Below are 12,528 nucleotides of genomic sequence, written 5' to 3' on the forward strand. Positions count from 1 at the left end.
CAACGTTTTTTATACGTTTCAGAGGTAATTGATATAAACTTAAGAGGGATTTTGCAAATGCCGTACCAATTGCGAAAATTCGTCTAAATGGTTGATTTTGCTCTTTTTAATAATGACATGCTGGCAAGTTCATCAAACATTTTTTGTTCTTGCTTCGCCGCAAGCGTGTTTTGTATGCGTGATTGTTTTTCAATAAGTTTTACAATAGCTTGCGCTTTTGTTTGCTGCGCTAACCACTGCGTTTTTCGCTGCTGGCTAACCAAGGTAGCTTGGTTAATCACATTTATTTGCTGTTCGCATGCGCGGTCGAGTTTTCCCACAAAGCTCTGATGCTGAATCAATGCCTTTGCAGCTAAGCCTTCACTTGCTTTTTTCTTGATCAAGTTCATATAGTCAAGACGATATTGCTCAAGACTGCTGAGCTTTTGCTGATTATCAAATAAATGCTGTTTTGCCTGCTGGTATTGTTTGGCTAAGGCTTGCTCTTTATCTTTTTCGAGGTTTGCGACTAATGTGAGTTGCTTAATGCTCGCCATCTAGCCCCTGCCTTGTGTTTGCTGTTCTGCTTGGCTTTGTCCTGCCTCTCGTAAACCTTGACCGAGGGTTTGTAACGATTCAGAGCCTTGTTCAAAGCTAATAATTTGCTTAGTGCTCTGCTGTAAGAAAGCGTTTATCGCAGGCGCTGCTGCTATAGACAAGTCGATGGTTGGGTCAGAGCCTCGAGCATATGCGCCCAGATTAATAAGGTCCTTGTTCTGCTGGTAGGCGGAATAAACCCGTTTAATACTGCGAGCGTTTTGCTCGTGTTCGCTGGTTACCACCTGCGGCATGACTCGCGAAATAGACGCCTCAATGTCAATTGCAGGATAATGACCAGACTCAGCTAAAGCACGAGAAAGTACAATATGACCGTCTAAAATAGCGCGAGCAGAGTCAGCGATGGGATCTTGAAGATCATCGCCTTCTGTTAGAACGGTATAAAATGCAGTAATCGAGCCTTGATATTGGTTGCCATTGCCCGCCCGCTCCACTAGTGCCGGAAGCTTGGCAAATACCGAGGGCGGATAACCTTTAGTGGCAGGTGGCTCGCCAACTGCCAAGGCAATCTCGCGCTGCGCCATTGCATAGCGGGTTAGCGAATCCATAAGCAGCAATACATTTTTGCCTTGGTCTCTAAAATATTCAGCAATGGTAATGGCCGTTTCACTGCCTTTTAATCGCATAAGCGGCGACGTGTCGGCAGGCGCCGCTACAACAACAGCTCGCCCGCGCTCGTCTTCACTTAGAATATCTTCAATAAATTCTTTTACTTCACGACCGCGCTCACCAATTAAGCCCACCACAACAACATCAGCATTGGTGCCGCGGGTCATCATGCCCATCAATACACTTTTACCCACGCCGGAGCCTGCAAACAGGCCCATTCTTTGACCTTTGCCTACGGTTAAAATTGAGTTAATGGCTCTCACCCCAACATCAAGGGGTTCAGATACAGGTTTGCGTTGCAGTGGATTAATAGGCGCAGGCTGCGTAGACACACGTTTATCATGCGCAATGGGGCCTTTGCCATCGAGAGGTTCACCATTGCCGTCAATTACTCGCCCTAAAAGCCCCTCACCAACGCCTAAACCAGCATCATGCGAGATGGGCTCAACCAGTGAACCTGGTACTATGCCCTTAATCGATTCTACCGGCATTAAATAGGTAATGTCGTTGGCAAAGCCCACTACCTCAGCTTCTACTTTTCCGTTCATGGTCTGCACACGGCAACGCCCACCAATTGGAATTTGACAACCAATCGCTTCAAGCGTCAAACCAACACCGCGCACGAGCTTACCTGAGGCAACCGGACGGCTCTGAGGCAGGGATGTGCGAATTTTTTGCAGCGAATCAAGCAGAGCGTGGGTCATCTGCTAGGCCTTGGTTTAATAAAATTTGTTCAAATACTTGCTCGCAACGTCGTGCAATTGACATATCCACCGCATTGGACTGACTCACTATTTTGCAGCCTCCGCGCTCCATATCAGCCTGACTAACTAGCTGCCAACGGTTATTTTGTATCGTTTGCTCACCAAGATGAGCCTCTAATGCGGCTACGTCATCTGCGTGCAGGTGTATTTGATAGTGTTGCTCCTGAACCGGTAATACGGCGAGGCTTTCATGTATGACTTGTAAAAGGCTGTCGGTAGACTGAGTCACTTCTACTTTGAGCACCGCTTTAGCCAAGCTAACAGCCAAAATCACAAGCTCGTTTTGTACCTCTTTATCGACCTTCGCTAAGGGTGATTCAAGACTTTTGAGAATATTTTCAATAGCATCAAGATGTGTCTTCGCATGCGCATCATTTTCCCCCTTGCTAAGCTCAAATCCCTCTTGTTTACCAAGCTCAAGTCCTTCAGCTTTTCCGCTTTCAAGACCTTCTTCTCGCCCTTTTGCAAAACCTTCCTCATGCCCCGCAGCAAGGCCTTCGTCAAACGCAGCTTTGCGAATTTCTTCAATTTCTTGAGCGGTTAATGGCGATAAGTCTTGCTCTTGTTCATCGTCTTGTTCAGGGGCTTCAAATTTCCACTTCCCGATGGGTCGGTTAAATGCATTGGTCTGCGCTTCTTGCTCAATGCGTAAACGCTCTTGTTCGTCATCAACACTTGGTAAATCCCAGCGCTTTGCCTGCGAAAAATCTTCAGGTTCAGGCGAGTTTATATTGCTTTTGTTAGGCTGCATTAAACAAACTCTTCACCGCCACCGCCACTCAACACAATCTCACCGGCATCGGCAAGACGACGTGCAATCGACAAAATTTCTTTTTGTGCGGTTTCCACTTCACTTAAGCGAACCGGACCCATAGCTTCCATGTCATCAATTAGCATCTCGGCTGCACGTTTTGACATATTGCCTGTTATTTTATTACGAAGCTCTTCATCAGCTCCTTTAATCGCTTTCATTAGCGACTCTTGCTGTACTTCACGCAATATCGCTTGAATGCCTCTGTCGTCGACGTCAATCAAGTTATCAAATACAAACATCAAGTCTTGGATTTGCTGGGACATTTCTTCGTCTTGTTCACGAATAGCATCCATCAGCTGCGCTTCAATATTGGTATCTAGGTAATTCATGATATTCGCTGCAGATTTCAGGCCGCCCATCTTCGCCGCCTGGGCGCCAGCTTGTCCGGCAAACTGTTTCTCCATAATTTCATTTAGCTCTTGTAGTGCCGCCGGCTGCACTTCTTCAAGGTTAGCCACACGCATCAGCAGATCTAAACGAACCTTTTCAGGGAACTGCGCCATAATCTCAGCAGACTGTTCGGGCTCTAAATACGACATAACAATGGTTTGAATTTGAGGATGCTCATTGCGAATAATATTTGCCACTTGCTTAGAATCCATCCACTTAAGGGACTCGAGACCCTTCGCACCTGCGCCGGCCAAAATTTGGTCAAGTAAATGCGCAGCCTTGTCTTCACCAAGGGCGGTGGTAAGCGTTCGGCGCACAAAATCTTCACTCTTAAAGCCAATGGTTGAATAATTTTGAATTTCTTCGATAAAGTGCTTGTGCACTGAATTAATCTTGGCTTGAGTCATGTCATCCATAGCAGCCATCGCCGAACCTAATGCTTGCACTTGCTTGGGCTGCATGAATTTTAAGATTTCAGCAGCGTCGTCTTCAGACAAACTCAGTAGCAAAATTGCGGCTTTTTCGATGCCGTCGAGTTTGCTCACGTCATAAGCCGGCGCTGCCTCTGTGGTTTGTAATTCTGTATTCTCTGCCATGTGTGTTTACTCGTCTTCTAATAGCCAGCCACGCACCACCTGCGCAGATAACTCTGGTTCATTGGCTACTAGCGCCCTTACTACTTTTAAGATGTCTTCGTCTTTATTCAGATTCGGCAAGGTGAGTGAGCCATCTGCAGCAAATCCAACCTTCGTTTCATCAAAATCTTCGCTGAGCATGCTCATAGTTTCGTCGCCTAAATCAAGCTCAATATCTTCATCCGTGCTCAATTCGGTCATGTCTGCCTCTGGGAAAATCAAACGTTTGAGCATCGGTCTAACCACGGCCAAAATAAGCACGATGATCACTATCGCCCCAACGACTAATTTTAAAATCGGCATAAAAAAGTCTTGCTGCCAAAACGAAGGCTCAACAACTTCACCTACGTCCATACGATTAAACGGAATGCTCACAACTTCAAGAGAATCACCACGGGTCACGTCAAAACCAATCCCGCCTTGTAACAAACGACGAATATTTAATAGCTCTTGCTGCGACATAGGCGTAGACACGGTCTCGCCTTCAGCGTTTGTACTAGATAAATGGTCTACCGCTACCGACACGCTCAAACGCCTGATGACGCCCGTTTGCTGTTTGGTATGACTAATGGTGGTGTCAAGCTCATAGTTTCGCGTAGACTCTTTGCTAGAGTTACCGGGAACAGGCTGCCCGTTGCCATTACCACCTTGGGCTTGCTCTGGAATATTAGCATCTAGCGGAGGTTGATTAGTTAAGGCGCCCGGAATGCCTGCAATGACGGCACCCACGCTGTTTTGTTCTGAAATCATTTCACTGCGCACGGCAGGCAAATCAGGGTTGTAGCGGCGCTGGGTTTGTTCCACAGCGGTAAAATCCATGCTCACATCAGCTTGAGCGGTGTAGTTGCCGATGCCTAAAACGGGAATTAAAATTGAGTCTATCTTTTGCAAATACTCATCTTCACGCTTTTTCTCAATTTCATATTCTTTACGAGCGCGAGCACTCATTGAATCTTGCGAGCCTGAGTTTAGTAGGCGTCCGTTACTGTCGGTAACGGTTACGCGACTTGGCTCCATTCCCTGCACAGCAGAGCCAACAATATCAACAATGGCGTCGACTTCTTCACCCGATAAAAATGACCCGCGTGTTGGCGTTACCACTACCGTTGCGCTGGCTTGTTTTTCTTTACGTGCGAATACGTTTTCTTTAGGTATGGCAAGAAGCACCCGCGCCTTACTTACCGTTTTCATGTCTTCGATAGTACGAGCAATCATCTGCTCACGAGCATGCTTTAAGCGCTCCATCTCCACACGTTGGCTAACACCAAAACCCATGTCCTGCATGATAATATCGGAACCGCCGGATTCCTGTGCACTGATCCCCTGGCGAACCATGCCCATGCGAATGTCTTTAAACTCGGTATCAACAACAAAAATAGTGTTGCCTTCAATTTTGTACTTCACTTGGTTTTGGTCAAGATAATCGAGCGTTTCAATCATCTCTTGCGTCGGCATTTGCGCCAGCGGTCGGTAGGTAGGCTCTTTTGACCATAAGAAGATAAAAATAGCGATAGCGACACAAATCACCAAAGTAACAATCATCGTCATTTGACGAATTGTCTCGGCGTTGCTCAATGATTCCAAAACAGGGTTCTTTCGACCATCAGAGACTTCTCTTTCACTGATGTCGTCAGAAATTGCTAATTCGGTACTTGCTGATTCAGCCACAATTTACTTCCTTTTTTATACCGGCATATTCATGATGGTTTTATAAGCTTCAAGTAACTTGTTACGCACCTGAACCGTTGCTTCAAAGGCAATGCCTGATTTCTCTTTTGCCACCATTACATCGACTAGACTTAAATCGGGGTCGCCCATTTCAAAGCGTTTTTGCAGCTCTCGCGACTCACCCTGCAGGCCGTTTACATTATTAATCGCTTGGCTAAGCATGTCTGAAAATTCGCTGCCAGCAGGATTCACTTCCATACGCTGCACAGGCGCGGGACCGGCACCGGCCTGCATCGCCATCATTTGCATTTCTTGGTATAGAGAGTTTGCTTTTACGTCCATCAGAAGACCTCGACCGTCAGTTTTTTGTTGCTTAAAGACTATTTGACGGTGAGTTTGCAATAAAAATGCCAGATATTGCCACAGTGGCAATACTTGTCGTTAAATGAGGGCAATCTTAGGCAAGTGTTTGCATGGTACTGAACACGTGATGCAAAAAAAAACCGCCCAACATGTGGACGGTAATAGGGAGTGATATCCGTATCATTCTGCTTACAAAATCGGTCGCTAATTAGGCACTTCAATGCCCGACTCACGCATTTTCGCGAGCTTATAGCGCAGGGTTCGTGGACTAATACCAAGCTTCTCGGCAACGTCTTTACGCTTGCCGTTATATGCTTGTAGTGCATCTAAAATAATTTGATGCTCTTGGTATTTCAGCTCTGACCCTAGTAACTTGTTATCGGAATCTTCCGCTTCAACTTGAGCAAAATATTGCGGGTGAGTTACCTCACTCATGCCGCTTGTTACTTCAATCAATAAATCTGACGCGTCGATTTCTGCGTTTTCAGCAAGAATCAGGGCTCTTTGAATAACATTTTCAAGCTCGCGCACATTGCCAGGCCAAGTGTGATTTAAAAGCTTGTGCTGGGCACTGGCACTTAAGCTGGCAATAGGCAGTTTTTGTGCTTGGCTGTGTCTTGCAATCAGATGATTGGCCAGTGGAACGATATCGCCTTTGCGCTGGGCTAGCGGCAACCATGTAATCGGAAATACGTTAAGTCGATAATATAAATCTTCTCTAAACTTACCTTGGGCAACCGCCTCTTTTAAATCACGGTTACTGGTTGCAATGACGCGAACGTTTAAAGATATTGTTTTGCGTGCGCCTAAGCGCTCAACCTCACGCTCTTGCAATACTCTTAAAAGCTTAGACTGCAAGGCCATATCCATTTCGGTGATTTCATCAAGCAGTATGGTGCCCTCTTGAGCCTGCTCAAATTTACCTGGACAGGCTTGGATGGCACCGGTAAACGCGCCTTTTTCGTAACCGAACAATGTAGCCTCTAACATATTCTCTGGAATGGCAGCGCAGTTGATAGCTACAAAGGGGCATTCGCTACGTGAGGATTGGTCATGAATATAACGAGAGATAACCTCTTTACCCGAACCACTTGGCCCTAATACCATTACCGTCGCGTCCGACTTTGCGACCTTGCGCGCGAGGCTCAGCATATTAATGCTTGTTTCATCTGCCACAATCGGTTGAGTTGACTCTACTTTTTGCGCAGGGGCATAGCGGCCCACTAAATTAAGTAAAACTTGAGGCGCAAAGGGCTTAGATAGATAATCGGTTGCGCCATCGCGCATGGCTTGAATTGCGTCGTTTATGTTGGCGTAAGCGGTCATCAAAATCATCGGCAGTTTTGGATATTTGGCCTTTACACTTTTAAGCAAAGATAAGCCGTCCATGCCCTGCATTTGAATATCGCTAACAATCAAGTCAAATTCGGCCTTTGAGAGCTTCACCATAGCCGATTCAGCGCTTTCAACAGGCGTAACCTGATAACCACCTAACAGAAGAGTATCGACTAATGCCTCTCTAAGGCCGTGATCATCTTCTACAATGAGTACTTTTGTTTTGGTCATGCGCTGACTCCTTGATTAAATGCTTCGTTAGCAGGGACGGATGCCTCGACCATATTAAGATTGGCTGCTGGCATGTTCATCAATGGCGTAACCGGCACTGATATTGAAAATGCAGCGCCTAGAATGTCGTGTTGGCTGTCATTGTTTTCGCTGTGAACGTTTTCACAGTGCACAAAACCCTTGTGTGATTTGGCCACTGTATTAACAACGGCTAGGCCTAGGCCCGTGCCTTGTGATTTAGTGGTATAAAAAGGCTCGAATATGCGCCCAATAGCGCTAGGTTCAATACCAGGTCCGCTATCACTTACGCAAAATTTCACATACTGTTTGTCTTCTACGGTTTGCCGGCTAACGTGCAGAGTGACTTTATGCTGCTTTTTGGGAGCCAGTGTTACAGCCTGCAAGGCATTGCTCAGCAGGTTGCTAACAGCGCCTGACAATGCAGTAATATTGCATAACAAGGGCGCATCCTTATCGGTGTTGACCACCTCTAAATTGACCTTCGCTTGCGCAAACTGCGCCTCCAAGCTTTGAATACTCGCCTGAGTCACATCACCTGCTCGCATCGATTTTACAATTTGATTGTCGCCGCTTTTTGCAAACATGAGCATGTCATTGACCTGTGACTCCAAGTCTTTCAAGCGCATGATAAGTTTTTCGCTGAAACGTGCGGTCGTGCTTTGAGCTGGCTGTACACTTTTGATATTTTCCGCATACAGCATGGCAGATGATAGCGGCGTCCTTACCTGATGCGCTAACGAGGCGACCATTTTACCCAATGAAGACAAGCGCTGCATGTGCCCGAGGCGATGCTGTAGCTCTCGCGTTTCGGTGAGGTCGGTAATGACTATCAACTGACCCTTTTCTTCGGTTAAGGGAGAGATGTCAATTTTTACGCGCTTGCCGTTACGCATCGATACTTCGTGACCGTCATCGGCCTGCGGTCTAAATGCACGGGCTATGACGTCTCGCCATAACTCACCCTCGAGCGGTTCTTCTAACAAAATACTTGCTTGCTTATTAGCTAAGCTAACGACTCCGCGATGGTCAATAACTACCACGCCAGCAGGCATCACCGACAACAGGTGAGAAAATCTATTTGGATTTAATTGTTGCTGCGCGCAATCGCTTGCAAGGCCAGCATTATCATTTTCCTCATCGATGCGTGCTTCAGCAGCCGCTTCTTTTCCAGCGCTGACTTGATTGGCAGATAAGGCGGTGCGTTTAGCGTAGACGTCGCGAATAGAAGATACCATGCGGTATTTTACTGTGGGACGTGTTTGGCCTTCGGCCTTGGAACTAAATGATAATGTGGACATATACTGCGATACTCATATGACTGTTTTTCATGAGTAATGCATCGAATATGCCAGTTTTTATGTTAATAAAATCAGGAGCTTAGGGAGAATGGAAATTTTGACGCCGTCAACTTATTGTCAAAATGACGGCGTTTTTTTTAGATTGAAGTAGTGTCGTCTACTTCTTTATGACGCGCAATTTCGTACTTACGCATTTTTTCGACTAAGGTGGTTCGGCGCATACCAAGCTGGTCTGCCGCTCTTGCCACTACCCAGTCTTGCTTATCGAGCGCTTGACGAATTAAGCTGATTTCTAAATCCGACAGATATTCTTTTAAGTTGACCCCATCGTTTGGCAAGGTAGTGTCGGCAGCAACTGGTAAATGCGTTTCGGTGCTAACTGGGTTTGCCTCGGCATACTTGAACATCGCGTTTATCGCATCGCGCTCGGCGTTCTCATCTTGCTTGACCGCGGCCAGCGGTTGCTGCTGGCCATCTTCGTCGTATTGATATTTGTGCGGCAAATGCTCAATGTCGATGACCTGCTTAGGGTGCAATATTGAAAGTCGCTCAACGAGGTTTGAAAGCTCTCTTACGTTGCCCGGCCACGAGTGCGCCATTAACGAGCGCATTGCCTCTTGGGTAAAGCGCACAGAATTTTGCTTGCTGCCTTCTAAGCGAGACGCTAGCTCTTGCAACAACAAGGGAATGTCTTGCGCACGCTCGCGCAATCCGGGCGACTCTATAGGAAATACATTTAATCGATAGAACAAATCCTCTCGGAAACTGCCGTCGGCAATCATACCTTCAAGGTTTCGGTGGGTCGCTGCAATTATACGCACATCGCACTGCAGTGTTTTAGTGCCGCCTACTCGCTCGAAAATACGCTCTTGCAACACTCGCAACAGCTTTACCTGCATTTGTAGCGGCATATCGCCAATTTCATCTAAAAAGAGCGTTCCGCCTTCTGCCATTTCAAAGCGACCTTTACGCGCGCTTACCGCGCCGGTAAATGCACCTTTCTCATGACCAAATAATTCGCTTTCAAGCAAGTCACCAGGAATTGCGCCACAGTTAACCGGCACAAACGGGCCTTTTTGACGCTTAGACATATAGTGAACGTTACGCGCAATCACCTCTTTACCCGTGCCTGACTCACCGAGAATAAGTACATTCGCCTCAACCGGCGCAACCTGTTCAATAAGTTCGCGCACCTCAGTGATACCGGCGCTGTTACCCACTAGGCTTCTAAATAGCTTGGTTTTGCCTGATACCAGCGCGTCAAGCGGGCGGTTTGCCGTGTAGTAATCGCTACTTTTTTGCAAAAGTTCGTTTAGATTTGGATAAGTGATTGGCTCAAACAGTGAACCCATCAAATTTTTAAAGCTACGCTCACCGCTGAGTTGAAAACCCACATTGATAAACGGCGTTTCTGGGAATTTTTCAATAATGTCTTCTGCGAGCTCTGGCGTTTCGCCATCAATAAGCACAGCAGACCAGTTATCACCTTTGCCGAATGCTTCAATCGCATTAGCATAAGTACAAAAACGGCAATTTTCGCCTAAAAAAGTCAGGATGGTGTTGAGATAATCTATGCGAGTTTGATTGTCGCTTATAATTAAAATATCACTCATAGCCGCTGAATTTTTCCATTATTGTGTTGTTTGAGCGCTAGATATTACCGAAAACATGGCTTTAATGACACAAATAAATACATTTGATTAAGGCTTTGTAAGTTTACGCTTTGCTGCTAACCGATATTTCGTTGACGTGCAAAGGACCAGTTTTTAAGCCGCTGTGAATTCATACACGGGCGCTTAGCAAATAACACGCCCTAATACTCAATAAACTCTTTATTGTCATCGGGCACATCAGGAAACCTGCCGGCTCGCCAGTCCGCTATTGCTTGGTCAATTCTCTCCCTGCTGTAGGCGACAAAATTCCAAGTGATATGCGGCGCTACCTCGAAGGCTTCACCACCTAACAACACAACTCTTCCGGCTTCAACAAATTTAAACCCGGTGTCGTTGCTATCAAATAGTACAAAATCACCTTTTTTATAACACTTGCCTGACACCTCAACTTCACCGGATATAACATAAAGGGCGGTTTCTTGATCGGCATGGGGAAGCTCAATAAAGCTTTGGGCACACGCAGCAACGTCTAAATAAAACATAGGAGAGTAGGTTTTTATTGGCGCACTCATGCCATAGGCTTCTCCCACAATCAGACGCATCATCACGCCTTCTTTTGTTAGAGTAGGAAGCTGTTGTTTTTTAACATGCTGAAAGCTCGGTTCAAGCTCGCACATTTTTTCAGGGAGTGCGACCCAGCACTGAAGGCCATCAATCGCGTGAGGGTTAGCGCGCACCTCAAAGGTTTCTCTCTCCGAATGCACAATACCTTTACCGGCCGTCATCCAATTTACATCGCCTGGAAATATCTCAAGATGATTTCCTAGAGAATCGCGGTGTAATATGCTGCCTTCGAATAGATAAGTGAGTGTAGAAAGCCCAATATGTGGATGCGGTCTAACGTTAATACCTTGGCCCGCAGAAAATGATGTTGGTCCCATGTGGTCGAAAAAGATAAACGGACCAATCATCTTTTTTTGCATGTGCGGAAGCACTCGCTTGACGGTAAGTCCGCCTAAATCATGCTCTTTTGCAATCAGTAATGTTGCCATAATACCGTCCCTTTGTTTGAGTCGCTATTACGATACTGCATCTGTCAATAAGACGCTATGAAAAACAGTCCCAGGTCACAGGGTCGCCCCGCTCCACCGCTTTTGTTAGCGATTGCCCCATAATCTTGTCGAGGTGTTTAGGGGCTAAGCCAAAACCTGGGCGAATCCTTCTTACTGCATCTTGAGTAATTGGCGCACCCTCGGGTAAGTCTTTAACAAAATAAAGTGAGCGCCTAAATTTACTGTTGTCGCTCTCAGCCTTGGTTCTTTCAAAATCACCGTCGCCTAATGCAAGTGATGCTTGTTGGCAGTCTTGTACCAGAGAACTTAGCTGCGATGGTAACAAAGAGAAGCTAGCGTCTGGGCCGCAGTCTTTATCATCCAGTTTGAAGTGTTTTTCAACTGCCACTGCGCCAAGCCCGATAGACATTATTGCCGCCAGATTGCTGATGGTATGGTCCGAAAGGCCAAGCTCAACGTCGAATTCTTTGGCAATCGCGGTAATATTTAACAAATTTGATTCTTCGGTGGGCGCGGGATAACTACTGATGCAATGAAATAACAATATTTCATCATTGCCCTGCTGCTTGCATGCCTGAACGGCCTCAGCAATTTCTGCCAAGCTCGCCATGCCGGTCGACATGAACATCGGTCGCTTTTGCTTGGCAGTATATTCAATTAGCGGAATATCGGTCAGCTCAAATGACGCGATTTTATAGGCTGGCGCGTCTAAACTGGCTAATAAATCAACGGCAGTCTCATCAAAAGGACTAGAAAAAAGCGTAATACCAATTTGCGCGGCATAAGTAAACAGTTCTTGGTGCCATTCGTAGGGTGTGTATGCCTGCTTATACAAGCTGTACAAACTACTTCCCTTCCACAAGCCGCTTTTTATTTGAAAGTCTGGTTTATCGCAATCAATTGTCATCGTATCAGGCGTATAGGATTGGATTTTAACGGCGCTTGCGCCAGCGGCTTTTGCCGCCTGTATAGACGCTTTTGCTCGTTCAATAGAACCGCCATGATTGGCCGACAGCTCTGCAATAATGTAAGGAGGTAGCCGCTTGCCGATGGCTTGTCCGTTTACTGTAAACATGTAGGCTCCAAACTATTCATTGATACATGTGTAATTGATATA

General features: G+C 46.3%; 11 protein-coding genes. All 11 read right to left on the reverse strand.

Translation table 11 applies throughout. The features are described from left to right. Positions 1-83 precede the first annotated feature (83 nt). Positions 84-536 carry a flagellar export protein FliJ gene (gene fliJ, locus ACFO4O_RS07140; protein ID WP_382406899.1) on the reverse strand — a complete coding sequence of 151 codons (453 nt, stop codon included), beginning with the start codon at positions 534-536 and terminating at the stop codon, positions 84-86. Continuing rightward, entirely contained in the window at positions 537-1,910 is a 1,374-nt protein-coding gene (fliI, locus tag ACFO4O_RS07145) for a flagellar protein export ATPase FliI (protein ID WP_382406901.1), read from the reverse strand. Continuing rightward, positions 1,891-2,721 carry a flagellar assembly protein FliH gene (gene fliH, locus ACFO4O_RS07150; RefSeq protein WP_382406903.1) on the reverse strand — a complete coding sequence of 277 codons (831 nt, stop codon included), beginning with the start codon at positions 2,719-2,721 and terminating at the stop codon, positions 1,891-1,893. The genes fliI and fliH overlap by 20 nt, the downstream gene beginning before the upstream one ends. After that, entirely contained in the window at positions 2,721-3,770 is a 1,050-nt protein-coding gene (gene fliG, locus ACFO4O_RS07155; RefSeq protein ID WP_382406905.1) for a flagellar motor switch protein FliG, read from the reverse strand. Before fliG ends, fliH begins: the two co-directional genes overlap by 1 nt. A 6-nt stretch (positions 3,771-3,776) precedes the next feature. Further along, positions 3,777-5,477: a flagellar basal-body MS-ring/collar protein FliF gene (gene fliF / locus ACFO4O_RS07160; protein ID WP_382406907.1), complete on the reverse strand. Its 1,701-nt coding sequence runs from the start codon at positions 5,475-5,477 to the stop codon at positions 3,777-3,779. Positions 5,478-5,492: 15 nt separating this feature from the next. Then, the gene (gene fliE, locus ACFO4O_RS07165; protein WP_382408261.1) at positions 5,493-5,819 is read right to left on the reverse strand and encodes a flagellar hook-basal body complex protein FliE; all 327 of its coding nucleotides are present in this window, start codon (positions 5,817-5,819) and stop codon (positions 5,493-5,495) included. Positions 5,820-6,044: 225 nt separating this feature from the next. Beyond that, a complete protein-coding gene (locus tag ACFO4O_RS07170; RefSeq protein WP_382406909.1) occupies positions 6,045-7,406 on the reverse strand; it encodes a sigma-54-dependent transcriptional regulator in 1,362 nt (453 codons plus the stop codon). After that, positions 7,403-8,725, reverse strand: a complete 1,323-nt coding sequence (locus ACFO4O_RS07175; protein ID WP_382406911.1) for a sensor histidine kinase — start codon at positions 8,723-8,725, stop codon at positions 7,403-7,405. Before ACFO4O_RS07175 ends, ACFO4O_RS07170 begins: the two co-directional genes overlap by 4 nt. A 137-nt stretch (positions 8,726-8,862) precedes the next feature. Then, positions 8,863-10,338, reverse strand: coding sequence for a sigma-54 dependent transcriptional regulator (locus ACFO4O_RS07180; RefSeq protein WP_382406913.1), 1,476 nt, complete (start codon positions 10,336-10,338; stop codon positions 8,863-8,865). Positions 10,339-10,538: 200 nt separating this feature from the next. Next, positions 10,539-11,390 (reverse strand): pirin family protein, encoded by an 852-nt coding sequence (locus tag ACFO4O_RS07185; protein ID WP_382406915.1) that lies wholly within the window; start codon positions 11,388-11,390, stop codon positions 10,539-10,541. Between the two features lie 55 nt (positions 11,391-11,445). Beyond that, positions 11,446-12,486, reverse strand: coding sequence for a pseudaminic acid synthase (gene pseI / locus ACFO4O_RS07190; protein WP_382406917.1), 1,041 nt, complete (start codon positions 12,484-12,486; stop codon positions 11,446-11,448). Between the last annotated feature and the right edge of the window lie 42 nt (positions 12,487-12,528).

The sequence above is a fragment of the Glaciecola siphonariae genome (genome assembly GCF_042652645.1).
GTDB lineage: Bacteria > Pseudomonadota > Gammaproteobacteria > Enterobacterales > Alteromonadaceae > Glaciecola > Glaciecola siphonariae.